Source organism: Microbacterium sp. 22303 (assembly GCF_052045265.1).
Taxonomy (GTDB): domain Bacteria; phylum Actinomycetota; class Actinomycetes; order Actinomycetales; family Microbacteriaceae; genus Microbacterium.
Genome location: NZ_JBQEOQ010000007.1, coordinates 110,952 through 134,560 on the forward strand (window position 1 = coordinate 110,952; position 23,609 = coordinate 134,560).

Below are 23,609 nucleotides of genomic sequence, written 5' to 3' on the forward strand. Positions count from 1 at the left end.
CGCATCAGGCCATGACCACTCCGCTCACCCGCCCCGCCCCGGGCAGCGTTTCCGCTGCTGCCCGGGGCAGGGTGCGACTCTTCGACCCCGCCCTGCTCGTCGGCATCCTCCTCGTCGCCGGGCTCCTCGTGCTGTCGCTCTTCGTCGGCGTCTACGACGTGACCGGATCCGCCGAGGGAGCGGAGATGTTCGCGATCACGAGGATCCCCCGGACGACCGCGCTCGTGCTGGCCGGCGCCTCGATGACGATGGCGGGCCTCGTGATGCAGATGCTCACGCAGAACCGCTTCGTCGAGCCCACCACGACCGGGACGACGGAGTGGGCGGGCCTCGGGCTGCTGGCCGTCTCAGTGCTCGTGCCCCATCCGAGCATCCCGCTGCGGATGGCCGGCGCGGTGCTCTGCGCGTTCGTCGGCACGCTGGTGTTCTTCGCCTTCCTGCGCCGGGTCTCGCTGCGCTCTTCGCTGATCGTGCCGATCGTGGGCATCATGCTAGGCGCGGTGATCGGATCCGTCTCGACCTACCTCGCCCTCGCCACCAACACCCTGCAGACCCTCGGCCTGTGGTTCGCCGGCAGCTTCACCTCCGTGCTGCGCGGGCAGTACGAGCTGCTCTGGATTGTCGCGGTCGTCGGCGTGATCGTCTTCGTCGTCGCCGACCGCTTCACGATCGCGGGGCTCGGGGAGGAGATCGCGACCAACGCCGGCCTGAACCACGGCAGGGTCGTGCTGCTCGGCACCGTGCTCATCGCCGCGACCACGGGCGTGGTGACGGTGGTCGTCGGCAACCTGCCCTTCGTGGGACTGATCGTGCCGAACGTGGTGTCGATGATCCGCGGCGACGACCTGCGCAGCAACCTGCCGTGGGTGTGCGTGCTGGGCGTGGGCCTGGTCACGGTGTGCGACCTGATCGGGCGCACCGTCATCATGCCGTTCGAGGTTCCGGTCTCCCTCGTGCTGGGCCTGGTCGGCGGCGCGGTGTTCCTCGTGCTGATCCTGAGGACGCGTCCCCGTGGCTGAGGTGCTGACCGCGAGTCCCGCCCGGGCCGGCTCCGCAGCCGAGCGCACGTCCGGAGCGTTCCCGACCGCCCGCGCGCGACGCCGCTACGGGCTCGTGGTCGCGATGCTCGCGGTCGTCGCCGGGGCGGCGCTGATCGGCCTGCTCGTTCACGGCAACCCCATGCCGTTCGGCACCGACGGCTTCTGGCGCATCGTGCAGCTGCGCGTCACCGGCGTGGTCGTGATCCTCGTGGTCGCGGTCGCGCAGGCCACCGCGACGGTCGCGTTCCAGACCGCGGCGAACAATCGCATCGTGACCCCGTCGATCATGGGATTCGAGTCCCTGTACACGGCGATCCAGACCGCGGCCGTGTTCGCGCTCGGCGCCGCGGGCGTCGCCGCGCTGCAGGGCGTGCCCCAGTTCGCCCTGCAGATCGTGCTGATGACCGGGTTCGCCGTGGCGCTGTACGGATGGCTGCTGTCGGGGCGGCGCGGCAGCATGCACGTGATGCTGCTGGTCGGCATCGTGATCGGCGGCGGGCTCGGCGCAGTGTCGACGTTCCTGCAGCGGATGCTCACGCCGAGCGAGTTCGACGTGCTCTCCGCGCGCCTCTTCGGGAGCATCGCCAATGCCGAGGCGTCCTACCTGCCGCTCGCGATCCCGCTGTGCCTGACCGGATCCGTGCTGCTCCTGCTGCGCGCCCGCCGACTGAACGTGCTGGCGCTCGGATCCGACGCCGCGAACGCACTCGGCGTCGACCATCGGCGTGAGCAGCTGAGGGTGCTGCTGCTCGTGGCCGTGCTCATGGCGACCTCGACCGCGCTCGTGGGACCCATGACGTTCCTCGGCTTCCTCGTCGCGACGCTCGCGTATCAGCTGGCCGACACGCACGACCACCGCCTCGTGCTCCCGGTCGCGGTCCTCACCGCGATCGCCGTGCTGGGCGGCGCGTACTTCGTGATGAAGCACGTCTTCGCGGCGCAGGGCGCCGTCTCCATCATCATCGAGCTGGTCGGCGGATCCGTCTTCCTGCTCGTCCTGCTCAGGAAGGGACGTCTATGAACGCCAACGACAGATCCGCGAGACTCCAACTCCGCGACGAGACTGCGGTCCGGGAGCGCAGTCTCGTCGCCCAGATGAAGTCTCGCGGTCAGGGGGAGAGGGCCGGGAGCGGGGCCGGGGCCGGGAGCCGGAGCGGGGGCGTGGGGCGAGGCGGAGTTTCCATCGTGCGGGTGCGCAAGCGGTACGGCGGCAGGGCGGGGCTGGGCGACGAGGTGTCGATCGGTCCGGTCGACCTGGAGATCCCCGCCGAGGGCGTGACGGCGCTGATCGGCCCGAACGGCGCCGGCAAATCGACGCTGCTCACCATGATCGGGCGACTGCTCGGAATGGACCACGGATCCATCCGGATCTCCGGCTTCGATGTCGGGACCACGAAGTCGAAGGATTTGGCCACGGTGGTCTCGATCCTGCGCCAGGAGAACCACTTCGTCACGCGGCTCACCGTGCGCCAGTTGGTCGGGTTCGGGCGGTTCCCGCATTCGCGCGGTCGGCTCACGCGCGCGGATGAGGAGGTGGTGAGCCGTGCGATCGACTTCCTCGAGCTGGGGGAGCTGGAGAAGCGCTACCTCGACGAGCTCTCCGGCGGGCAGCGGCAGCGCGCGTACGTCGCGATGGTGCTCGCGCAGGACACCGGCACGGTGCTGCTGGACGAGCCGCTCAACAACCTCGACATGAAGCATGCGGTGCGCATGATGCGGCATCTGCAGCGGATCTCGGGCGAGCTCGGCAAGAGCGTCGTCGTGGTGCTGCACGACATCAACTTCGCCGCGCGCTACGCCGACCGGATCTGCGCGATGAAGGACGGCGCGGTGGTCGCCTTCGGTCCGGTCGCCGAGATCATGCGCGGCGAGGTGCTCACCGGGGTGTTCGAGACGCCCGTCACCGTGATCGACGGTCCGGACGGTCCGCTCGCCGTCTGGCACTAGCCGCCGCGCGACGTGCGCTCACCGCTTCCGGTGGTCCTCCGGGGCCAGGCGCGGGCCGCGTCGGGGCTCCAGGGCGCCGCTCATCCGGATGAGTCGCACCACGCGCTGGCGATGCCCCGCCCAGGGTTCGAGGAGCTCGAGCATGCCCGCATCGTCGGTGCGGTGGCCGGTGAGGGCGAAGCCGACCTCGTGCGGGAGGTGGTAGTCGCCGACGCTCACCGCGTCGGGGTCGCCGAGGGCGCGGATCCGTGTTTCTGCGGCCGTCCACAATCCGACGCCCGGAAGGCTCGTGAGTGCCCTGTCGCGCGTGGCCCCGTCTGCGGCCGCATGCACTGCGCGCTCTATCGCGGTGGCGCGCTCGGCCGCACGCACGATCGTGCGGGACTGCGGCGGCTCGACGCCGGCGCGGTGCCACGCCCACGACGGGATGCGACGCCAGACGGTGGCATCGGGGGCGACGGACATCGGGCGCGGGGCGGGGCCGGGAGCGGCGTCGCCGAAGCGCGTGACGAGCGAGCGCCAGGCGCCGTACGCCTGCAGGCCGGTGACCTTCTGCTCGAGCACGACGCCGGCGAGGGCGTCGAAGACCGCACCCGTGCGTGTCAGGCGAACGCCGGGGTGTCGCTGTGCGGTCGCCGCGAGCAGTGGGTGGGAGGACGGGTCGAACCCGTCGGGGTCGTCGTGCGCGCCGCAGAGCGCGGGAACGAGGTCGAGGGCGGCATCGGCGCCGGGGCCCCAGGCGCTCGCCCGCACCTCACCCGACCCCGTGCGCAGCGCGAGCGTCGCGATGCCGGCGTCGGTGCGCAGCGCGAGCCAGAGCACCGCGCCGTCGTGCGCGACCGTGGGGTCGCGCGGCCCGCGGCCCAGGATGCCGACCGTGGCGTGCAGATCGAGCGGTCGCCCCGGCCGATACGCACTCTCGCGCATCGGCCACGCGCGTGGCGCGGGATCCGCGGCGAGGGTCATGGGAACACCCTAGATCCGTCCGCCGACAGCGGGATTCAGGATCCGATTCACACGGATCCGATTCACACGATGCGAACCGGAGAAGCGCTCAGAACCGGTCGGGGGAGGGCGTGCCGACTCCGTAGCGGATGACGACGTCGGCGTGGCGGTCGAAGCGGTAGCCGACGCCGCGCACGGTGCGAACGATGTCCTCGTAGCGACCGAGCTTGGCGCGCAGACGCCGCACGTGCACATCGATCGTGCGCTCGCCGGGGGCTTCCTCGTCGGAGGTCTGCCACAGGGCGCCCACGAGCTCGCTGCGCTCGATGGTCGAACCCTCGCGCAGCACGAGGTACTGCAGCAGCTCGAACTCCTTGTACGTGAACGCGGCGGAGTCGCCGTCGATCAGCACGCGCTTGCGGGAGATGTCGACCACGACGCCGCCGCCGTCCTCCGGCTCGCGCTCCTCGGCCTCGGCCTTGGAACGGGCGATCGCGCCGGGCTCGTGCAGAGCGAGGCGCACGACGTCGAGGTCGCGGCCGCCGGTCCCCTGCGGGGCGAGGGCGACGGTGGCGTGGGTCTCGGCGTCGGGGGCGAGCTCGGCGAGCGTGCGGCGCAGGGCGTCGACGAGCAGCGGCAGGCTCACGCCGTTCGTGGCGGCCTTGAGCTCGTCGATGCCGACGTAGAGGGCGAAGCCGCGGGGCGACCGCGCCGGCGGTGCGTCGACGGCAGGAGCCGGCGCATCGATCTGAGTGCGCGGCACGGCGTGCAGGCGGGGCGCGGCGACGGGGGAGACGGTGACGGGACGCTCGAGGAGGGCGGTGTTCGACATGATGATGGGTCCTTGAAAGGAGGGAGTCGGTCGACGACTCGGAAGGTGTTGCGAATGACCGGCGAGCCGGAGGGGTCGAGCACGCGGATGGGTGCTCGGAGACTCAGCTCGCGAAGATCACGACGAGCGAGTCAGACGGAGTTCTGTGGCTTCAGCGACACATTCGGCAACACATACCAACGCAACCGGGCATCATCATCCCGGTCGTCCCGTTCGCCTCCTGGGCGGACAAGGGGCGTGCGTTGGTGGTCATGGGCCCGATTATTACCGACGGTGACCTCCCATGTCAAAACGGACCCGGTCGAACAATTCGGGCGTAGCGTGAAACCGTGGGGAATTCCGCAGGCTCAGATCGTTTCGTACTCACTCGCGAAGACGATGCGTCGCGCTACACGCTGACGCGCGACGGCGTCCTGGTGAGCGTGCTCGACTATCACGACGACGGACGCACGATGGCGCTGACGAGGGCCTTCACCATCCCGTCTTTCCGCGGATCCGGCTACGCCGCCAAGGTCGTGGCGGGTGCCGTCGACGACATCGCGACGCGAGGGGATCGGCGCATCGACGCGGTCTGCTGGTACGTCGCCGACTGGTTCGGCGCGCACCCCGAGCGGGCCGGTCTGCTGCGCGTGCGCTGAGCCTTATCGTCACGCGCGCCGAGTGTGACGTTCTGTTACACGCAGCGAGGACAGTTCGCCGGGCGTCTCTCCAGCCGCGTCTCCGGCACGCCTCGGCGGCAATGTCGGACCCCGTCCGTAGCGTTGAGGGCATGAAGATCCTGCACACCTCGGACTGGCACATCGGCCGGACCTTCCACGGGCACTCCACCCTGGAAGCGCTCGCCGAGGTGCTCGCCGCCCTGGTCGTGCAGGTGCAGGAGAACGGCGTCGACGTGGTCGTCGTCGCCGGCGACGTGTTCGACTCCGCCACCCCGGCCGCCCCCGCCTACACCCTGCTCACCGACACCCTCGCCGCGCTGCACGCGACGGGTGCCCGCGTGATCGTCACGAGCGGCAACCACGACTCGGCGGCCCGGCTGGGCTTCCAGGCGCGCCTGCTGCGCGAGGGGATCCACGTCGTCACGGATCCGCGCAGCATCGGCGAGCCGATCACGATCGAAGACGCCGACGGTCCGGTCCATTTCTTCGGGATTCCCTACCTCGAGCCCGCCATCGTGCGGCAGCATGCCGTGTTCTCCGGCGACGCCGAGGGGCGCCCGCTGCGCACCCAGGCGCAGACGCTTGCGCACGCCATGGGGCTCGTCCGGGCCGGGATGGCCGAGCATCCGGGGCGCGCCGTCGTGATCGCGCACTGCTTCGCCGCCGGCGTCGACGCGACGGTCGGTCTCGAGCGCGAGATCCGGCAGGGCGGCATCGACATGGTGCCGGTGTCCGTGTTCGACGGCGCCGAGTACGTCGCGCTCGGGCACATCCATGGGCGTCAGGCGCTCACCGAGCGCGTCCGCTACGCGGGGGCGCCCCTGCACTACAGCTTTGGCGAGCAGCACAAGCTCCGCGGATCCTGGCTCATCGACCTGGCGGCCGACGGCACGGTCGATGCGCAGTGGCTGGAGCTGCCCGTGCCGCGCCGGCTCGTGACCCTGACCGGGCCCCTCGACGAGATCCTCTCGGCCGAGAACGTCGCAGCGCACCACGACGACTGGGTGTGCGCGGTCTACACCGATGATCTGCCGCAGACCGAGCCGATGCGGCGCCTGCGCGAGAAGTACCCGTTCTGCGCACTCGTGCAGCACGAGCCCGCGCGCACGTCTGCGGTCGAGGAGCGTTCCTACAGCGAGCGGCTGCGCACCGCCGCGACCGACGAGGAGCGCATCGACGCCTTCCTCGCGCATGTGCGGGACGGCGCGGGGGCGACCGCACGCGAGCAGGAGCTGATCCGTGAAGTGCTCGACGACCGCGCGCTGGCGGAAGCCCTCGTCTAGTGCAGCTGCATCGACTCGAGATCGAGGGGTTCGGCCCGTTCCTGCGGCGGCAGACGATCGACTTCGACGCATTCGCCGACGACGGCCTCTTTCTCATCGGCGGTCGCACCGGCGCGGGCAAGTCGAGCATCCTCGATGCCGTGTGCTTCGGGCTCTACGGCAACGTGCCGCGCTACGAGGGCGGCGAGAAGCGCCTGCGCAGTGACCACTGCGAGCCCGCGGATCCGACCGAGGTGGTCGTCGAGTTCAGCACCGTCGCCGGCCGATTCAGGGTCACGCGATCGCCCGAGTATCAGCGCCCGGCGAAGCGCGGCGGCGGGCTGACCAAGCAGGCGTCCGCCGTGGCGCTGGACGAGCTCGTCGGTGGGAACTGGATCGGCCGGGCTGCGCGGGAGGTCGACGTCGCGCACGAGCTGGATGAGATCCTGCAGCTGAACCTGCAGCAGTTCCTGCAGGTGATCCTGCTCGCGCAGGGGCGCTTCGCGCGATTCCTGCTCGCGGACAGCAGGGAGCGCCAATCTCTGCTGCGTCGGCTCTTCGGCACTGGCCGGTTCGAGGACTACCAGGCCCGCCTCGACGAGCGCCGCCGCGCGTCCGAGCAGGCGCTGGGCGCGGGACGCGCGACCGTGGTGGCCCGCGTCGAGCAGGCCGAGCAGCTCGTCGCCGAGAACGACCTGCACGGCGCCAGCGCCGGTGCCGAGACGGTGCCGGTCGACGCCGACGCCTCGGTCGACGCACGCCTCGACGCGCTGCACCGGGCAGGGGCGCGGGCGGACTACCGCTCCGAGCAGCGCCGCCAGGAACGCGACCTGGCCGAGGCTGCGCATCGCACCGCGACCACCGCGCTCGCCGCGGCGCGAGAGGAACGCCAGGCGCAGACGGAGCGGGATCGCGCGCGCGCCGCGCTCGCTGCGCTCGACGCCGAAGCCCCCCGGATCGCCGCAGATCGGCGCACTCTGGACGACGCCAGAGCCGCCGAAGCGCTCCGGCACGTGCTGAGCACGGCGGAGCGCGCCGCGGCCGCCGCCACGGCCGCCACCGCGGTGGCCGCCGAGGCCGGAGCGGCATGGCGCGGGATCGTCGCGGACGATGGCCAGGCGCCGGACGGCTCCTCCGCGGAAGCACTGCGGACGTGGGCATCCGACCTCACGCGGGCCAGCGGCGCCTGGCAGCAGGCTGCCGCGACCGAGGGGCAGCTCGCCGGCCATGAGGCGGCGGTGAAGACCGCCCTGAGCGAGCAGGCGGCTGCGGCAGCGGACCGCGCGATCCACGAATCGGAGCGCGCGGCTCTGCCTGCCGCGATCGAGACCCTGGCCGCTGAGCGCGACGATCTGCGTCGACGGGCCGACCGCACCGCAGACCTCGAGACCGCCGTGGCATCGGCGGCCGCGCGACTCGAGGGCGCCAGAGACGCTGCGGCGCGCACTCAGGAGCGGACTGCGGTCGAGCGGACGGTCGCCGACCGTGAGCAGGAGGCCGCGGCCGCCTTCGCGCATGCCGCGGACCTGCGCCGCCGCCGCGACGCGGGGATGGCCGGTGAGCTCGCCGAGGCACTGGTCCCGGGCGAGGCCTGCAGTGTGTGCGGCTCCACCGAGCACCCGGCGCCGGCCGCGCATGCGGATCCGGTCTCGGCGGACGATGTGGCCGAGGCCACGGACGCGCGGGAACGCGCCACCGAGCTCGTGCGGGCGGCCACGAAGGCGCTGGCGGCGCTGGATGCGGACCTGGCCGCCGCGACCGTACGCGCCGACGGGCGCACGGTCGAGACCGCCGACGCGGAGCTCGTCGCTGCGCGCGCGGAGCAGGACGCCGCTTCGGCCGCGCAGACGGCCGCCGCAGAAGCGGAGCAGCGCCTCGCCGAGCTGCGGGGGAAGGGCGACCGGCTCGACGCGACGATCGCCGGCCTGTCCGCCCGTCACGCCGAGGCGAGTGAGCGCCTGGTTCTCGCCCGTCAGGTTCTCGCCACGGCGCAGGAGTCCGTCGCGCAGGCGCGTGGTGGGTTCGACAGCGTCGCCGCGCGGCTCGACGATACGGCGGTCCGGATCTCCGCCGCGCAGGCCCTCGCCACGGCGCTGGACGAGCGTGAGGCCCGCGCTGAGTCCGCAGCCGCCGCGCTCGTCGAGCAGCAGGAGGCGCTGACCGCGTCGCACTTCGACGACGTGACTGCGGCAGGAGCCGCGCTGCGCAGCCCGGCGGACCGGGCCGCGCTCGAGGAGCGGATCGCCGTGCACGCTGCAGAGCGCACCAAGGAGCGCGCGATCCTCCTGGATCTCGAATTGCGCACCCTCCCCGACGAGCCGATCGACCTCACTCCCCACGAATCCACCGAATCCACCGCGCGCACGGCGTGGACGGCCGCCGTCGACGCCGCCAGCCGGGCCGACGCGATCGCCGCTCAGCTCCGAGCCCTCCTCGAGACGGCGGTGGCCGAGCATTCCCGCGGTGCGGCGGCCGCCGCGGACCACGAGGTGCTGCAGCAGCTCGCCGATGCCGTGGCCGGCCGTGGGGCGAACACCTACCGGATGAACCTCGAGACCTTCGTGCTCGCGGCCGAGCTCGAGGAGATCGTCGCCGCGGCGAATCTGCGCCTCGCAGACATGTCATCGGGCCGCTACCAGCTGCAGCACAGCGACGCCAGGGCCGCACGCGGGGCTGCCTCCGGTCTCGGGATCGTCGTGTTCGACGCGTTCACCGGCCAGACTCGGCCCGCGCAGTCGCTCTCCGGCGGGGAGACGTTCCTCGGGTCGCTCGCGCTCGCGCTCGGCCTCGCCGAAGTCGTCACCGCTCGTGCCGGCGGCATCCAGCTCGACACCCTGTTCATCGACGAGGGCTTCGGATCCCTCGACGGCGAGACGCTCGACGTGGCGATGCGCACTCTCGACGAACTGCGCGCGGGTGGCCGCACAGTCGGCGTCATCAGTCACGTCGAGGCGATGCAGGAGCAGATCCCCGCCCAGATCACGGTCCGCGCGACCCCCGACGGCCCGAGCGTGATCGAGTCCTGACGGGCCGGCGCGCGTCCGAATCGTGGAGGCCGAGCGCCGTCAGATCAGTTCGTACACCGTCGCGTTCGCCATGCCGCCGCCCTCGCACATCGTCTGCAGGCCGTAGCGGATCCCGTTCTGCTGCATGTGGTGCAGCAGGGTCGTGGCCAGGCGTGCGCCCGATCCGCCCAGCGGATGCCCGAGGGCGATCGCCCCTCCGCGCGGGTTGACGAGATCGGGATCCGCGCCGGTCTCGGCGAGCCAGGCCAGCACGACCGGGGCGAAGGCCTCGTTGACCTCGAAGGCGCCGATGTCGGCGATGTCGAGGCCGGCGCGCTTCAGCACCTTCGCCGTGGCCGGGATGGGACCGGTGAGCATGAGGATCGGATCCGAGCCCACGACCGCGACGCTGTGCACGCGCGCGATCGGGGTGAGTCCGAGCTCCGCCGCACGGGCGCTCGTCATCATGAGCACGGCGGCCGCGCCGTCGGAGATCTGGGAGGCGCTGCCGGCCGTCACCACACCGCCGGAGAGGAACGGCGTCGGCAGAGTCGCCAGGCGGTCGACGGTCGAGTCGGGCCGGATCCCCTGGTCCGTGGTCACGACGCCCGCGGCGGTGGGGACGGGAACGATCTCATCGGCGAACAAGCCGGAAGCGGTCGCGGACGCGGCGCGCTGATGCGAGCGCACCGCGAACTCGTCCAGCTCGGTGCGGGTCAGGCCCCACTTCTGCGCGATGAGCTCGGCGCCGACGCCCTGGTTGCCCAGATCCGGGAAGCGCTCGTGCATGAGCGGGCCGTACGGATCCGCGCCGGCGACGCTGGAGAACATCGGCACGCGCGACATGACCTCGACCCCGCCCGCCACCACGATGTCCGCGTAGCCCGCGATGATCGCCGCGGCGGCGCTCTGAATCGCCTGCTGCGACGAGCCGCACTGCCGGTCGATGGTCATCCCCGGCACATGCTCGGGCAGCCCCGCCGCGAGGGCGGCGTTGCGGCCCACGTTGAACGACTGCTCGCCCACCTGCGACACGCACCCCCACATCACATCGTCGACGAGGGCGGGATCCACACCCGTGTCTGCCAGCACGGCTCGGATGGGATGCGTGGAGAGATCGACCGGATGGACGCCGCTGAAGACGCCGCGTTCGGGCTTGCCGATGCCGACCGCCGTGCGGCGGGCGGCGACGATGACGGCGTCTCTGCTGCTCATGAAACCATTGTCCCTCTGCCGGGCAGGCCGGGCGCGTGCGGCGGCCCCGCGATCACTCCACGGTCACCGACTTCGCGAGGTTTCGGGGCTTGTCGACGTCGTGCCCGAGCCGGACCGCAGCGAAGTATGCGAGCAGCTGGGTGGGGATGGTGAGCAGGATCGGATCCAGCTCCGGCTCGTTCTTGGGCACGACGATCGTGCGGGCGTCGAGGTGCGCGAGGTCGACTCCGGCATGGGTGATCGCGATGAGCGGCCCCTTGCGTGCGAGGATCTGCTCCGCGGCACCGAGGTTGCGGTCGGTCAGCTCGTCCTCCGGGATGAGCGCGACCGTCGGCATGTCGGGGTCGATCAGCGCGAGGGGACCGTGCTTGAGCTCGCTCGTCTGATAGGCCTCTGCATGGATGTAGCTGATCTCCTTGAGCTTCTGCGCGCCCTCCCTCGCCACGGGGAACCCGCGCACGCGACCGATGTAGAACGCGCTCTTGGCCTTCGCGATGTCCTCGGCGACGTCCGCGATCGGATCCGCATTCTCGAGGATGTCCCGGATCTGCTCGGGGATGCGCTGCAGACCCCGCAGGATGCGCTGTCCATCGGCGTGCGACAGGTCGTGCAGACGGCCCAGGTGCAGCGCCAGCAGGGCGAACGAGAGGGCCATGTTGGTGAGCGCCTTGGTGGAGGCGACGGAGATCTCCGGCCCCGCGTGCAGGTAGATCCCGCCGTCGACCGTGCGGGCGATCGTCGAGCCGACCACGTTGACGACGCCGATGACGCGGCCGCCCTTGCGCTTGATCTCCTCGACGGCGAAGGCGGTGTCGGCGGTCTCGCCGCTCTGGCTCACCGCGACGTACAGCGTGTCCGACTCGATGATGGGCTGGCGGTAGCGGAACTCGGATGCGGCTTCCGCGTCCGCGGGGATGCGCGCCAGGTCTTCGATGAGCTGCGCGCCGAGCTGGCCCACGTAGTAGGCGGATCCGCAGCCGAGGATCTTGATCCGCCGGAAGCCGCGGAGCTCCCGCGGATCCAGTCCGAGTCCGTCCAGGCGGGCAGTGGCGAACCGCTCGTCCAGCCGGCCGCGCAGGACCATCGCGGCGGCGTCGGGCTGCTCGTGGATCTCCTTGAGCATGTAGTGCTGGTAGCCGCTGAGCTCGAGGTCCTCCGCGGCGACGCTGATCTCGACGGGCTCCGAGCTGGTCGGGGTGTTGCCGCGGTCGAAGGTGCGGAAGCCGGTCGCGGTCACGGTCGCCAGCTCGCCGTCGTTCAGGTGCACGACCCGGTCGGTGTGCCGCACGAGCGCGGCCACGTCACTGGCGACGAGCATCTCCTTGTCGCCGATGCCGATGATCAGGGGGGATCCGCTGCGCGCCAGGACGATCCGCTCGGGGTGCTGCTCATCGAGCACCGCGAGGGCGTAAGTGCCGGTGATCCGCCCGAGCGCGGAGAGCACGGCCTCCTCGAGGGTCGCCGCCTCCGACTGCGCGATGAGGTGCGCGATGACCTCGGTGTCGGTGTCGCTCGTGAGCGGGACGCCTGCCTCGGCCAACTGCGATCGGAGGGCGGCCGCGTTGTCGATGATCCCGTTGTGCACGACGCTGATCCGGCCGTCCTGGCTGCGCTGGGGGTGCGCGTTCTGCTCGATGGCGGGGCCGTGCGTCGCCCAGCGCGTGTGGCCGATCCCGACCGTGCCGGTCAGCCGCTTCGGCAGGGCGGCCTCGAGCTCGCGCACACGGCCCACGCGGCGGATCGCCGTGGTGCCCTTGCTGCCGAGGACGGCGACGCCGGCCGAGTCGTAGCCGCGGTACTCGAGGCGGGTGAGGCCTTCGACGAGGACGGGGGCGGCGGCCTGGTGGCCGATGTATCCGACGATTCCGCACATGGTGGGCTCCTCAGAGGTCGATGGTGGATGGAGATCCGTGGTGGATGAACAGGGCGGGCTGGGCGGGCGGTGCTCAGCCGTACACGATGCGGCGCAGCTGCCGCTCGGACAGGTCCGGGGCCGCGACGCGACGCCCCCGCAGCTCCGCGGCGATGAGGGCGAACGCCTCGGCGTTGCGCGTGCCGTAGAGCTGCAGTTCACTGTGGCGGCGCCGCACGAAGGCCTCGACCGGCTCGTTGTACCAGGCGAGCACGTCGTCGACGACCCGCGCGGCGACGCTCGCCGGCAGACCGGTCGACGCCGAGATCCGGTGGATCAGGTCATCGTCGGTCATCACACGAGTATGCGGATCCAACTCGCCGAATGACAAGAATCTGCCCGAATTCGGGCAGATCTCGTCGGTTGTCGGGCCGATCCGCCCGACGCCTGTCAATTCGAAGCGCGCAAATGGCTGGATCTACCTCCGGATGCAGCCATTTGCGCGCTTCGAAACGAAAGTTCTCAGAGTCCGAGGCTGCGGGCGATCAGCATGAGCTGCACCTCGGTGGTGCCTTCGCCGACCTCGAGGATCTTCGAGTCGCGGTAGTGCCGGGCCACGCGGTACTCGTTCATGAAGCCGTTGCCGCCGAACACCTGGGTGGCGTCACGAGCATTGTCCATCGCCGCATCGCTCGCGGTGAGCTTGGCGATCGCCGCCTCCTGCTTGAACGGCTTGCCCGCGAGCATGAGCGCGGCCGCGTGGTAGTAGGCGCGACGGGCGACCTGGGCGCGCGCCTCCATGCGGGCGATCTTGAACGCGATGGCCTGATGCCCGCCGATGTGCGTGCCGAAGGCCTGACGCTCCTTCGCATAGCGGACGGCGTCGTCGACGCAGCCCTGCGCGGCGCCGACCGCGAGGGCCGCGATCGCGATGCGTCCCTCATCCAGGATCCGCAGGAAGTTCGCGTAGCCGCGCCCGCGCTCGCCGAGCAGGTTGCCGGCGGGCACGCGCACGTCGTCGAACGACAGTCCGTGGGTGTCCGAGGCGTTCCAGCCGACCTTGTCGTACGGCGGCGCGACGGTGAAGCCCGGCGTGCCCGAGGGCACGATGATCGTCGAGATCTCCTTGCCCCGCTCGGTCTCGCCGGTCACGGCCGTGACGGTCACGAACGCGGTGATGTCGGTGCCGGAGTTGGTGATGAACTGCTTCGAGCCGTTGATCACCCATTCGTCTGCGCCTGAACCAGCGGTGTCGAGGCGCGCGGTGGTGCGGGTGCGGCCGGCGTCGCTGCCCGCGTCCGGCTCGGTGAGGCCGAAGCCCCCGAGAGTCGTGCCGGCGGCGAGCGAGGGCAGCCAGCGCTGTCTCTGCTCCTCGGTGCCGAAGCGGAAGATCGGCATGGCGCCGAGCGAGACGCCGGCCTCGAGGGTGATGGCGACGCTCTGATCGACCTTGGCGAGTTCCTCCAGCGCCAGGCAGAGCGCGAAGTAGTCGCCGCCCATGCCGCCGTACTCCTCGGGGAACGGCAGGCCGAACAGGCCCAGCTCGGCCATGCCGGCGACCACTTCGTAGGGGAAACTGTGCTCCCGGTCGTGCTGGGCGGTGACGGGAGCGACCACCTGCTCGGCGAAATCGCGGACGGTCGCGGACAGCTCGCGGTACTCCTCGGGGAGTTCGGACGGGATCGCCTCGGACACGCTGATCAGCTCCTCAGTGAACGATCGGTAACTGAAATAAATGTTAGCGCGCGTTCACTCGACTGTCCAGGATCGCTATCCTTACGGGATGACCACCGCGAGGGCGCAGGGGAAGGCGCGGACGAGGCAGCTGTTCCTCGACGCCGCCGCCCGGCTCTTCGCGGACCGCGGGTTCCACGCGGTCTCGATCGGCGAGCTCGGCACCGCGGTCGGGGTCAGCGGGCCCGCTCTGTACCGGCATTTCCCGAGCAAGGAGGCGATGCTCGAGGAGATCCTGCTCGGCACCAGCGAGTTCCTGCTGCGCGGCGGATCCGAGATCGCCGGCGCACTGCACTCGTCCGATCGGGCACTGCTGGATGACCTGATCGACTTCCACCTCACGTTCGCCCTGGCGCACCGGGATGTGATCCGGGTGCAGGACCGCGAGCTCGGCACGCTGCCGAAGGCCGCGAACCGTCAGGTGCGCAAGCTGCAGCGCCAGTACCTCGACCTGTGGGCCGAGGTCGTCGGGCGCATCCGGCCCGAGCTCGAGAAGGCCGACCGCCAAGTGATGATGCACGCGGTGTTCGGGTTGCTGAACTCCACCGCGCACAACTCCGTCGCCGGATCCGTGCACGAGCGCGCGATCCTCGCGGCGGCCGCCCGGTGCGTTCTCGTCGGAGGGTGAGCCCCGCCGTTCAGGGTCACAGGGACAGCTCGGAGCAGCCGGTCACGATGCGGGCGTAGCCGAGGACGAGCTCGCGCGCGCGACGGGGGCTCGCTGAGCGGTTGCCGCTGATGATGTGCAGCTCGTAGGCGTCCTCGAGGGAGACGAAGTTCTGCGCGAGGTCGATGATGGGGCCGGCGAGTCGGAAGTGCCCTTGCGCGACGCCGAGCTGCAGTGCGGCGAAGTACAGCGCGACCTGTCGGTCGTACAGCGCCTGCAGCAATGGACCCATTGTGGCGCTGCCTCTGCGGAACAGGTCGATGTCGTGCATGGCGATGACGAGCGCGTCGTCCTCGCTCTTCGGGATGCCCGCGTCGATCATCGCGACGAGCTGCTCCCGCGCATCCGGGATGTCGGCGAGGGCCTGCAGGCGCGTCGTGTAGAACCGCTCGCACGCCCACGTGTAGACATCGTCGATGAGCTGATCGAGGTCGTTGAAGTGGTAGTGCACGGTGCCGGTCGACACCCCGGCCCGTTCGGCGACGTCCTGGACGCGCAGGTTCGCGATCCCGCGGTCGCGGATCGCATCGAGCGTCGCCAGGATCAGCTGGTCGCGACGCTCCGGCGTCTTCTTCGCGCTAGCCATGCGCCCATCCTCTCAGGGTGGGGAGTCGTCCCGCGGATCCGATCGAGATCCTCTCCGAATGTTACGAGTTTGATTCGTGAGTCAAAAGTTCGCGGCCAACCGTTGACTTAACAGGAATCCTACTTTTGACTGGGCAATCAAATAACCCATTCGAGGAAGGGCTCGATGATGAGCGACGGATTGCAGGAAGAGCTCGGCGAGGCGGCCGGCGCGCTGGGGGCGAAGGCTCCAGGGGTCGTGCCCGACGCGGGGAAGTACGAACAGCAGCTCTCCCGGGGGCTGACCTTCAAGGAGAACATCCTGATCACGCTCTCGGCGGTGACGCCCGCGTCGAGCGTGTTCATCATCGTGCCCGCGATCATCAACGGCATCGGCGGGGCGTCGGCCCTCGCCTTCCTGATCGGCGCTCTCGTCGGCGTCTTCGTCGCGCTCTGCTATGCCGAGCTGTCCAGCGCCTTCCCGATCACCGGCGGCGAGTACGCGTTCGTGGCGCGCACGCTCGGCAAGCCCTGGGGCTTCGGACTGTTCCTGCTGAACCTGGTCAGCGGCGTGCTCATCATCGGCGTGATCGCTTCGGGGGCGGGCCAGTACCTCGGGGTGCTCTCGGAGGCTCTCGGGGGCGGGTGGGTCGGGATCGTGGTGATCCTGGTGACCACCGTGATCGCCTGCCTCGGGATCAGGACCAATGCGTGGGTCACCGGCGTCTTCCTGATCCTGGAGATCGGCGCGCTGGTGGTGCTCACAGTGGTGGGCTTCCTGCACGTGAGCCAGCCGATCTCCACGCTGTGGACGGTGGCCACGAGCGGGCCGGGAGGCGTGCTCGTGAGCGCCTCCGCCGGCCTCGTGGTCTCCTACACGGCGACCGCCCTGTTCGCCTTCAACGGCTACGGCGCCGCGGTGTACTACGCGGAGGAGACCAAGAACGCCCGCTCCACGATCGGTCGCGCGATCCTGTGGTCGCTGCTCATCGCCGTGGTCGCGGAGATCGTCCCCACGATCGCCGTGCTGCTGGGCTCGAAGGACCTCGCGGCCCTCGTCGCTTCTCCCTCGCCGATGACGCAGTTCCTCACCGAGCGTGCGGGGCCGGTCGTCAACACCCTGGTCAGCGTCGGGATCGCCGTCGCCGTGATCAACGCGGTGCTCGCGATCATCCTGCAGTTCGGCCGCACCCTGTTCTCCTCGGCACGCGACCGCTCCTGGCCCGACGCGATCAACCGGCCGCTGGGCCGGATCCATCCGACGCTGCGCACCCCGGTCATCGCGACGATCATCGTCGGCGTGATCGCCGCGCTCTGCCTGTGGCTGGTCCCATTCAACGTCCTGCTCGTCGCCACCAGCGCCGGGATCGTGATCCTCTACGCCTTGGTCGGTCTCGCCGCGTTCGTCGGCCGGATCAACCACACGACCGACGCCGCCGAGTACCGGATGCCGATGTGGCCGGTCGCGCCGATCCTGATGACGCTCGCAACCCTCGTGATCCTGGTGATGAGCCTGATCGCCGACTGGATCCCGGTCGCGGTCGCCGTCGGGATCTTCGCCCTCGGCATGCTCTACTACGCGCTCTACCTGCGCGGGAAGCCGGATCGCTGGACGCTGCCGCTGCCCGCGGACGAGGAGCTCGAGGACGAGGTGCGCGGATGAGCCGGGCACGCGCGCGGGATCTCGGGCTGGTGCGCGGGGGGATCCCTGGTGCGCACAATGCGATCACCGACGTGCCGGGCGTCGAAGTCGGGTACACCACTCTCATCGAGGACGGCGAGGCTCTCATCGAGGGCGGCGAGGCCGTCGTCGTCCGCACCGGCGTCACGGCGATCCTGCCGCGCGGCCGCGCCGGCGCCGGAACTCCTGTCGCAGCCGGAGTGCACTCGCTGAACGGCAACGGCGAGATGACCGGATCCGTGTGGATCGCGGAGTCGGGGAGCCTCGGCACCCCGGTTCTCATCACCAATACGCACTCCGTCGGAGCCGCGCACGAGGGCGCCATCCGCTGGATGCTCGACACGGTTCCGGGCGCGGCGGATCAATGGCTCCTGCCGGTCGTGGCGGAGACCTGGGACGGACGCCTGAACGACATCAACGGCCTGCATGTGCGGCCCCGGCACGCCGTCGCGGCGCTGGACGCCGCCCGGTCAGGAGTCGTCGACGAGGGAGCCGTCGGCGGAGGCACCGGCATGATCTGCTACGGATTCAAGGGTGGATCCGGGACGGCCTCGCGCCGGGTCGTGCTGGGAGATGCCGAGTACACGGTCGGCGTCTTCCTGCAGGCGAACTTCGGCGAGATGTCGGAGCTGACGGTGCGCGGGGAGCCGGTGGGTTCGGTGCTCAAGGATGAGGCGGCCGCGGACGCGGGCGACCTCGCATCGTCCGCGGCGGGATCGGCGACGCCGCCGCAGGGCGCCGGCAGCGTGATCGTGGTCGTGGCGACGGATGCGCCGCTTCTGCCCGGACAATGCACGGCGCTGGCGCGGAGAGTCTCTCTCGGCCTCGCGCGCACGGGGACCGCGGGATCGCATTTCTCGGGCGACATCTTCCTCGCCTTCTCGACGGCGAATCCGGGTGCGCTCGCCAGCCGCTTCCCGGCGGAGGGCGAGGAGGTCGTGCTGGACGAGCTGCGCGCCGTGCCCTGGGGGCGGATGGATCCGCTCTACACGGCGGTGGTCGAGGCGACGGAGGAGGCGGTGCTCAACGTTCTGGTCGCGGGGGAGGACATGGCCGGGCACCGGCAGAGCGTGCGAGGACTGCCGATCGAGCGGGTGCGGGAGCTGCTCGAGGAACGGGCGCTGACGAGATAGGGGTGAGGTCGGGGTCGACGGTGGGCGATGCTCGGGCGCGACGATCAGCGCCCGAGGATCGCCCTGGCCTGCCGCAGCACGGGCTCGTCGACCATGCGGCCCTCGAACCGGAACACCCCCGGCTGTCCTTCTGCTTCGGCGAGCACGCGCTCGGCCCAGTCGCGCTCGGCCGGGGTGGCGGCATAGCCCTCGCGGATCACGGCGACCTGGCTCGGGTGGATGCACGCGGTGGCGTCGAAGCCGCTCGCCGCGGCATCGAGAACCTCGGCGCGCAGACCGTCGACGTCGGCGATGTCGAGGTGAACGGAGTCGATCGCGGCCTTCCTGAACGCCTTCGCGGCCAGCAGCACGCGAGAGCGCGCGAGGCGTGCGACGTCTCGATAGCGGCCCGCGTGGGCGCCCGCGGTGAACCGGCTCGAGCGTCCTCCCATGCTCGCGACGAGATCCTCCGCGCCCCACATGAGCCCGATCGTCGCGGGGTGCGCGGCGATCTCCTCGGCGTGGACGACACCGCGCGCGGTCTCGCACAGCGCCAGCACGCGGTGCCCCGCAGCATGCAGGGCGTCGAGGTCGGCGGCGGACTCGGCCTTGGCCAGCATCACCGTGCGGTACACGGTGCCGGCGAGGGCGGCGAGGTCGAGCGCGTGATCGAGGGTGTCCGCCGGGTTCACCCGCACGATCGTGCGCTGCGGATCCAGGTCGGCGGCGGCGAGGCGCACACGGGCGGCGGGCTTGTCCGCGGGGGCGACCGCGTCCTCGAGGTCGAGGATCACGGAGTCGGCGGCGGCGAGGGCCTTCGCGTACCGCTCGTCGCGGTCCGCCGGGCAGAACAGCAGCGCGGGGCCCTGCAGCGCGCTCATCGCGCGGCCTCCGCGGGAAGGCACTGCATGAGGGTGGACCGCGTTGCGAGGGCGACCACCGTGCCGTCCTGATTGCGCCCGGTGTGCGCGAACTGCACGACGCCCTGCCCCGGCCGCGATGCCGACAGCCGCTTCGACACGATCAGCGTCTCGGCGTAGAGGGTGTCGCCGATGCGCACCGGCGCGGGGAAGGACACGTCGGAGAAGCCGAGGTTCGCGACGATCGTGCCCATCGTGAGCTGCGCGACGGAGAGCCCCACGAGCGTGGACAGGGTGAACATGCTGTTCACGAGCCGCTCGCCGAACTCGGTTCCGGCGCTCCACGCCGCGTCCAGATGGAGGGCCTGGGTGTTCATGGTCAAGGTCGTGAAGAGCACGTTGTCGGCCTCGGTCACGGTGCGCCCCGGGCGGTGCAGGTAGACCGCGCCCTCCTCGAACTCCTCGAAGTAGAGTCCCCGCTGCTCGATGCGCTTCCCCGTCATTTCGCGTCCTCCTCGACATCGGTCCCCGAACCGGCACCCGGTTCGGTCCCTGAGCTTGCCGAAGGGTCCGGAGTGATCACGGCGAGGGTCTGCCCTCGGGCCACCGTGTCGCCCTGCGCGACGTGGACGGCGACCGTGCCCGCCACCCCGGCGCGCAGCACGTGCTCCATCTTCATCGCCTCGACCACGAGCACCGGATCGCCCTCCGCGACGTGCGCGCCGTCGGCGGCGTGCACGAGCACGACCGTCCCGGGCATGGGGGAGTCCAGATGCGGGCGGCTCTCGGCCGCCGTCGCACCCGCATGCGAGACCCGCTCCACGGCGACCTCGAACACTGCACCGCTGTGCGCGATGGCAACCCGGCCGGATTCGATCTCGAGCGCGGCGACCGTCCGCGTCGTGCCATCGATCGTGATCGTGCGGTGCGAGGCTCCCTCGGCGCGCGAGGCGGCGGCCACCGGACCGGATCCGTCGACCTCGACCGACAGGCGGGATCCGGATCCCGTCACGCGCACTTCGGCACGGTGCTCGCCGCAGACCAGTCGGTAGCGACGCGGGGCAGGAACGCCGAGGCGCCAGCCATCGCGGCGAGCCCACGGGCCGGACACCGTCGCGGCCTCGGAGCGCGGCGCGGCATCGAACAGCAGCGCCGCCTCGGCGAACACGCGTGCGCCGGCCTCGGCGAAGGCGAGATCGTCGAAGCGGCGGGCGATGAGGTCCGTGTCGAGGTCGCCGGCGACCACCTCGGGAAGCTCGAGCAGCGCCCGCACGAACTCCACGTTCGTCGGGAAGCCGAACACCGCCGTCCCGTCGAGCGCTCGCACCAGTCGGCGGCGGGCCTCGTCACGATCCGCGCCGTGCGCGATGATCTTCGCGAGCATCGGGTCGTAGTCGATCGAGACGTCCAGGCCGTCGGCGATCGCCGTGTCGACCCTGATCCCCTCGCCCTCGGGGTGGATCACGCGCCCCACACGGCCGCCCGTCGGTAGGAAGCCGGAGGCCGGATCCTCGGCGTACACGCGCGCCTCGATGCTGTGCCCGCGCAGAACGACATCCTCCTGCCCGAAACCGAGCGGAGCACCGGCGGCGATGAGCAGCTGCTGCTCCACGAGGTCGAGCCCGGTGACCTGCTCGGTCACGGGGTGCTCGACCTGCAGACGCGTGTTCATCTCCATGAAGAAGAACTCGTCCGGCTTCGCCGCCTCGACGATGAACTCCACGGTTCCGGCGCCGCGGTAGTCCACGCTCCGGGCGGTCTCGCACGCGGCCGCGCCGATCGCCGCGCGCGTGGACTCGTCGAGCAGCGGGGACGGAGCCTCCTCGATCACCTTCTGGTGCCGGCGCTGCAGCGAGCACTCGCGCTCGCCGAGGTGCACGACGTTGCCGTGCGCGTCCGCGAGGATCTGCACCTCGATGTGCCGCGGGGTGGCGAGGTAGCGCTCCAGGAACAGCGCGTCGTCGCCGAAGCTCGCGGCGGCCTCGCGCCGAGCGGCGGCGATCGCGTCAGCCAGGTGCGCCTCGTCCGTGACCACGTGCATGCCCTTGCCGCCGCCGCCCGCCGAGGGCTTGATCAGCAGCGGGTAGCCGATCCCTCCGGCGGCGGCGATGAGGTCGGCATCGGTGAGGCCGGGGCGTGCAACCCCCGGAACCGTGGGCACGTCGCGCTCCGCGACGGCCAGCTTGGCCGTGATCTTGTCGCCCATGGTGCAGATCGCTTCGGCGGTGGGACCGATGAATACGATCCCGGCGTCGGCGCACGCCTGCGCGAAGGCGGCGTTCTCGGCGAGGAACCCGTAGCCGGGGTGGATCGCCTGCGCGCCGGTCGCCCTGGCGGCGTCCAGCACGGCGTCGATGTTCAGGTAGCTCTGCGCCGCGGGTGCGGGGCCGATCCGCACGGCGACGTCGGCGAGGGCGACGTGGCGGGAGCCCGCGTCGGCGTCGCTGTAGACGGCGACCGAGCGGATCCCCAGACGGCGCAGCGTCGCGATGACGCGGCAGGCGATCTCGCCGCGGTTGGCGATGAGGACGGTGTCGAACACGTAAGGCTCAGTGCGGTGCATCTCACTCACATCCGGAAGACGCCGTATTGCCGGCTTGCCGCTGCGCCGGCGGCCGGCTGGTCGGTCGAAGGGGCCCGCATCACGACGTCGAGCGCGAGGCCGAGCACATCGCGGGTCTGGCCGGGCTCGATGATCCCGTCGTCCCACAGTCGGGCGGTGGAGTAGTAGGGGCTGCCCTGCTCGTCGTACGCCGCCCGGATCGGGGCCTGGAACTCGGCCTCCTCCTCGGCCGACCAGGATCCGCCCGCCGCCTCGATCTGGTCGCGTCGCACGGTCGACAGCACCGACGCGGCCTGCGGTCCGCCCATGACCGAGACCCTGGCGCCCGGCCAGAGCCAGAGGAACCGCGGCGAGTACGCCCTTCCGCACATCGAGTAGGTTCCGGCGCCGAAGGATCCGCCTACGACGACGGTGAGCTTGGGCACCGTCGCGGTCGCGACGGCGTTCACCATCTTCGCGCCGTGCTTGGCGATGCCGTTCGCCTCGTACTCGCGACCGACCATGAAGCCGGTGATGTTCTGCAGGAACAGCAGCGGGGTGCGGCGCTGCTCGCAGAGCTGGATGAAGTGCGCGCCCTTGAGTGCCGACTCCCCGAACAGCACGCCGTTGTTGGCGATGATCCCGACCCGGTGGCCGTGGATGTGCGCGAACGCGGTCACCAGGGTGGTGCCGTACTCGGTCTTGAACTCGGTGAAGGCGCCGCCGTCGACGATGCCGCGGATGATCTCGCGCGCGTCGTAGGGCACGGTCAGCTCGACCGGGACCACGTCGAGCAGGTCGACGATGGGGGGATCCGTGACCGCGGCGGTCGGATCTGCCCGGTCCCTGAGCCTGTCGAAGGGCTGCGGCGCGGGAGGCAGCGTCGCCACGATGTCCCGGACGATCTGCAGCGCATGCTCGTCGTTCTCCGCAAGGTGGTCGGCGACGCCCGAGACCCGGGTGTGCACCTCGCCGCCGCCGAGGTCCTCCGCGGTGACGACCTCGCCGGTCGCGGCCTTCACGAGCGGGGGGCCGCCGAGGAAGATCGTGCCCTGATTGCGCACGATCACCGTCTCGTCGCTCATCGCCGGCACGTAGGCGCCGCCGGCCGTGCTCGACCCCATCACGGCGGCGATCTGGGGGATCCCGTCCCGCGACATCCTGGCCTGGTTGTAGAAGATGCGCCCGAAATGATCGCGATCGGGGAACACCTCATCCTGCATCGGCAGGAAGGCGCCGCCCGAGTCGACGAGGTAGATGCAGGGCAGCCGGTTCTCCGCCGCGATCTCCTGCGCGCGCAGGTGCTTCTTCACGGTGATCGGGTAGTAGGTGCCGCCCTTGACCGTGGCGTCGTTCGCGACGACCATGACGTGCCGCCCGTGCACGAGCCCGATCCCGGCGACCACGCCGCCCGAGGGGGCGTCACCGCCGTACAGACCGTAGCCGGCGAGCGGTGCGACCTCCAGGAACGGGCTGCCGGTGTCGAGCAGGTGATCGATCCGGTCCCGGGCGAGCAGCTTGCCGCGCTCGGTGTGGCGGAGGCGGCTCTTCTCCGGTCCGCCCAGGGCGGCTTCGGCGCGCCGGGCGCGCAGCTCGTCGACGAGCTCGCGGTAGGTCGGCGCACCGATGCTCGGCGCGGTTGATTCGGACACGGCACCCTCCGTTGGGCGACTTCGCAGCGGTCGTGGACTC

At 71.0% G+C, this 23,609-nt stretch carries 20 protein-coding genes; 9 read left to right on the top strand and 11 right to left on the bottom strand.

Annotation, left to right across the window (positions count from 1 at the left end):
* The first annotated feature begins 11 nt into the window (after nt 1-11).
* The 3 genes from ACTJI8_RS18210 to ACTJI8_RS18220 all read left to right on the top strand — a co-directional run bounded on the left by ACTJI8_RS18210 (nt 12) and on the right by ACTJI8_RS18220 (nt 2,987).
* The gene (locus tag ACTJI8_RS18210; RefSeq protein WP_440734851.1) at nt 12-1,019 is read left to right on the top strand and encodes an ABC transporter permease; all 1,008 of its coding nucleotides are present in this window, start codon (nt 12-14) and stop codon (nt 1,017-1,019) included.
* Nucleotides 1,012-2,061 carry an iron chelate uptake ABC transporter family permease subunit gene (locus ACTJI8_RS18215; protein ID WP_440734852.1) on the top strand — a complete coding sequence of 350 codons (1,050 nt, stop codon included), beginning with the start codon at nt 1,012-1,014 and terminating at the stop codon, nt 2,059-2,061. Before ACTJI8_RS18210 ends, ACTJI8_RS18215 begins: the two co-directional genes overlap by 8 nt.
* Nucleotides 2,062-2,231: 170 nt before the next feature.
* The gene (locus ACTJI8_RS18220) at nt 2,232-2,987 is read left to right on the top strand and encodes an iron ABC transporter ATP-binding protein (RefSeq protein WP_440734853.1); all 756 of its coding nucleotides are present in this window, start codon (nt 2,232-2,234) and stop codon (nt 2,985-2,987) included.
* Between the two features lie 18 nt (nt 2,988-3,005).
* On the opposite strand, the gene ACTJI8_RS18225 is transcribed toward ACTJI8_RS18220, so the two are convergent.
* The gene (locus tag ACTJI8_RS18225; RefSeq protein ID WP_440734854.1) at nt 3,006-3,953 is read right to left on the bottom strand and encodes a DNA-3-methyladenine glycosylase family protein; all 948 of its coding nucleotides are present in this window, start codon (nt 3,951-3,953) and stop codon (nt 3,006-3,008) included.
* Between the two features lie 88 nt (nt 3,954-4,041).
* Entirely contained in the window at nt 4,042-4,764 is a 723-nt protein-coding gene (locus ACTJI8_RS18230) for a winged helix-turn-helix domain-containing protein (protein ID WP_440734855.1), read from the bottom strand.
* A 329-nt stretch (nt 4,765-5,093) separates the two neighbouring features.
* Here ACTJI8_RS18230 and ACTJI8_RS18235 point away from each other — a divergent pair, with 329 nt between their 5' ends.
* The 3 genes from ACTJI8_RS18235 (at nt 5,094) to ACTJI8_RS18245 (ending at nt 9,711) form a co-directional block, all read left to right on the top strand.
* Nucleotides 5,094-5,402, top strand: a complete 309-nt coding sequence (locus ACTJI8_RS18235) for a GNAT family N-acetyltransferase (protein WP_440734856.1) — start codon at nt 5,094-5,096, stop codon at nt 5,400-5,402.
* Nucleotides 5,403-5,533: 131 nt separating this feature from the next.
* Nucleotides 5,534-6,706: an exonuclease SbcCD subunit D gene (locus ACTJI8_RS18240; RefSeq protein ID WP_440734857.1), complete on the top strand. Its 1,173-nt coding sequence runs from the start codon at nt 5,534-5,536 to the stop codon at nt 6,704-6,706.
* Nucleotides 6,706-9,711, top strand: a complete 3,006-nt coding sequence (locus tag ACTJI8_RS18245; RefSeq protein ID WP_440734858.1) for an AAA family ATPase — start codon at nt 6,706-6,708, stop codon at nt 9,709-9,711. The genes ACTJI8_RS18240 and ACTJI8_RS18245 overlap by 1 nt, the downstream gene beginning before the upstream one ends.
* A 39-nt stretch (nt 9,712-9,750) precedes the next feature.
* Here the strand turns inward: ACTJI8_RS18245 and ACTJI8_RS18250 are convergent, their stop codons facing one another.
* The 4 genes from ACTJI8_RS18250 to ACTJI8_RS18265 form a co-directional block, all read right to left on the bottom strand.
* Entirely contained in the window at nt 9,751-10,905 is a 1,155-nt protein-coding gene (locus tag ACTJI8_RS18250; protein WP_440734859.1) for a thiolase family protein, read from the bottom strand.
* A gap of 52 nt (nt 10,906-10,957) precedes the next feature.
* Nucleotides 10,958-12,778: a glutamine--fructose-6-phosphate transaminase (isomerizing) gene (glmS, locus tag ACTJI8_RS18255; protein WP_440734860.1), complete on the bottom strand. Its 1,821-nt coding sequence runs from the start codon at nt 12,776-12,778 to the stop codon at nt 10,958-10,960.
* A 73-nt stretch (nt 12,779-12,851) separates the two neighbouring features.
* Entirely contained in the window at nt 12,852-13,112 is a 261-nt protein-coding gene (locus ACTJI8_RS18260) for a hypothetical protein (protein WP_440734861.1), read from the bottom strand.
* A 167-nt stretch (nt 13,113-13,279) separates the two neighbouring features.
* Nucleotides 13,280-14,452, bottom strand: a complete 1,173-nt coding sequence (locus ACTJI8_RS18265; RefSeq protein WP_440734862.1) for an acyl-CoA dehydrogenase family protein — start codon at nt 14,450-14,452, stop codon at nt 13,280-13,282.
* Nucleotides 14,453-14,540: 88 nt separating this feature from the next.
* Here ACTJI8_RS18265 and ACTJI8_RS18270 point away from each other — a divergent pair, with 88 nt between their 5' ends.
* Nucleotides 14,541-15,119: a TetR/AcrR family transcriptional regulator gene (locus ACTJI8_RS18270; protein ID WP_440734863.1), complete on the top strand. Its 579-nt coding sequence runs from the start codon at nt 14,541-14,543 to the stop codon at nt 15,117-15,119.
* 16 nt (nt 15,120-15,135) lie between these two features.
* On the opposite strand, the gene ACTJI8_RS18275 is transcribed toward ACTJI8_RS18270, so the two are convergent.
* Nucleotides 15,136-15,744, bottom strand: a complete 609-nt coding sequence (locus ACTJI8_RS18275; protein ID WP_440734864.1) for a TetR/AcrR family transcriptional regulator — start codon at nt 15,742-15,744, stop codon at nt 15,136-15,138.
* A 165-nt stretch (nt 15,745-15,909) separates the two neighbouring features.
* Between ACTJI8_RS18275 and ACTJI8_RS18280 the strand changes: the two genes are divergently transcribed.
* Nucleotides 15,910-17,385 carry an APC family permease gene (locus ACTJI8_RS18280; protein ID WP_440734865.1) on the top strand — a complete coding sequence of 492 codons (1,476 nt, stop codon included), beginning with the start codon at nt 15,910-15,912 and terminating at the stop codon, nt 17,383-17,385.
* Nucleotides 17,382-18,536, top strand: a complete 1,155-nt coding sequence (locus ACTJI8_RS18285; protein WP_440734866.1) for a DmpA family aminopeptidase — start codon at nt 17,382-17,384, stop codon at nt 18,534-18,536. Before ACTJI8_RS18280 ends, ACTJI8_RS18285 begins: the two co-directional genes overlap by 4 nt.
* 44 nt (nt 18,537-18,580) lie before the next feature.
* Here the strand turns inward: ACTJI8_RS18285 and ACTJI8_RS18290 are convergent, their stop codons facing one another.
* From ACTJI8_RS18290 to ACTJI8_RS18305, 4 genes are read right to left on the bottom strand one after another with little or no spacing between them, the layout of a single operon-like run.
* On the bottom strand, nt 18,581-19,396 hold the full coding sequence (locus ACTJI8_RS18290) for an HpcH/HpaI aldolase/citrate lyase family protein (protein WP_440734867.1): 816 nt from the start codon (nt 19,394-19,396) through the stop codon (nt 18,581-18,583).
* Nucleotides 19,393-19,878, bottom strand: a complete 486-nt coding sequence (locus tag ACTJI8_RS18295) for a MaoC family dehydratase (RefSeq protein ID WP_440734868.1) — start codon at nt 19,876-19,878, stop codon at nt 19,393-19,395. The genes ACTJI8_RS18290 and ACTJI8_RS18295 overlap by 4 nt, the downstream gene beginning before the upstream one ends.
* A complete protein-coding gene (locus tag ACTJI8_RS18300; RefSeq protein ID WP_440734869.1) occupies nt 19,875-21,938 on the bottom strand; it encodes an ATP-binding protein in 2,064 nt (687 codons plus the stop codon). Before ACTJI8_RS18300 ends, ACTJI8_RS18295 begins: the two co-directional genes overlap by 4 nt.
* A 5-nt stretch (nt 21,939-21,943) precedes the next feature.
* On the bottom strand, nt 21,944-23,569 hold the full coding sequence (locus tag ACTJI8_RS18305; protein WP_440734870.1) for a carboxyl transferase domain-containing protein: 1,626 nt from the start codon (nt 23,567-23,569) through the stop codon (nt 21,944-21,946).
* Nucleotides 23,570-23,609: the final 40 nt, after the last annotated feature.

Bases quoted from the DNA above. Each gene is read 5' to 3' on its own strand.
- ACTJI8_RS18210 (WP_440734851.1), top strand. From the start codon at position 12: ATGACCACTCCGCTCACCCGCCCCGCCCCGGGCAGCGTTTCCGCTGCT.
- ACTJI8_RS18225 (WP_440734854.1), bottom strand. From the start codon at position 3,953: ATGACCCTCGCCGCGGATCCCGCGCCACGCGCGTGGCCGATGCGCGAG.
- ACTJI8_RS18230 (WP_440734855.1), bottom strand. From the start codon at position 4,764: ATGTCGAACACCGCCCTCCTCGAGCGTCCCGTCACCGTCTCCCCCGTC.
- ACTJI8_RS18240 (WP_440734857.1), top strand. From the start codon at position 5,534: ATGAAGATCCTGCACACCTCGGACTGGCACATCGGCCGGACCTTCCAC.
- ACTJI8_RS18250 (WP_440734859.1), bottom strand. From the start codon at position 10,905: ATGAGCAGCAGAGACGCCGTCATCGTCGCCGCCCGCCGCACGGCGGTC.
- glmS (WP_440734860.1), bottom strand. From the start codon at position 12,778: ATGTGCGGAATCGTCGGATACATCGGCCACCAGGCCGCCGCCCCCGTC.
- ACTJI8_RS18260 (WP_440734861.1), bottom strand. From the start codon at position 13,112: ATGACCGACGATGACCTGATCCACCGGATCTCGGCGTCGACCGGTCTG.
- ACTJI8_RS18270 (WP_440734863.1), top strand. From the start codon at position 14,541: ATGACCACCGCGAGGGCGCAGGGGAAGGCGCGGACGAGGCAGCTGTTC.
- ACTJI8_RS18275 (WP_440734864.1), bottom strand. From the start codon at position 15,744: ATGGCTAGCGCGAAGAAGACGCCGGAGCGTCGCGACCAGCTGATCCTG.
- ACTJI8_RS18280 (WP_440734865.1), top strand. From the start codon at position 15,910: ATGATGAGCGACGGATTGCAGGAAGAGCTCGGCGAGGCGGCCGGCGCG.
- ACTJI8_RS18285 (WP_440734866.1), top strand. From the start codon at position 17,382: ATGAGCCGGGCACGCGCGCGGGATCTCGGGCTGGTGCGCGGGGGGATC.
- ACTJI8_RS18290 (WP_440734867.1), bottom strand. From the start codon at position 19,396: ATGAGCGCGCTGCAGGGCCCCGCGCTGCTGTTCTGCCCGGCGGACCGC.
- ACTJI8_RS18295 (WP_440734868.1), bottom strand. From the start codon at position 19,878: ATGACGGGGAAGCGCATCGAGCAGCGGGGACTCTACTTCGAGGAGTTC.
- ACTJI8_RS18300 (WP_440734869.1), bottom strand. From the start codon at position 21,938: ATGCACCGCACTGAGCCTTACGTGTTCGACACCGTCCTCATCGCCAAC.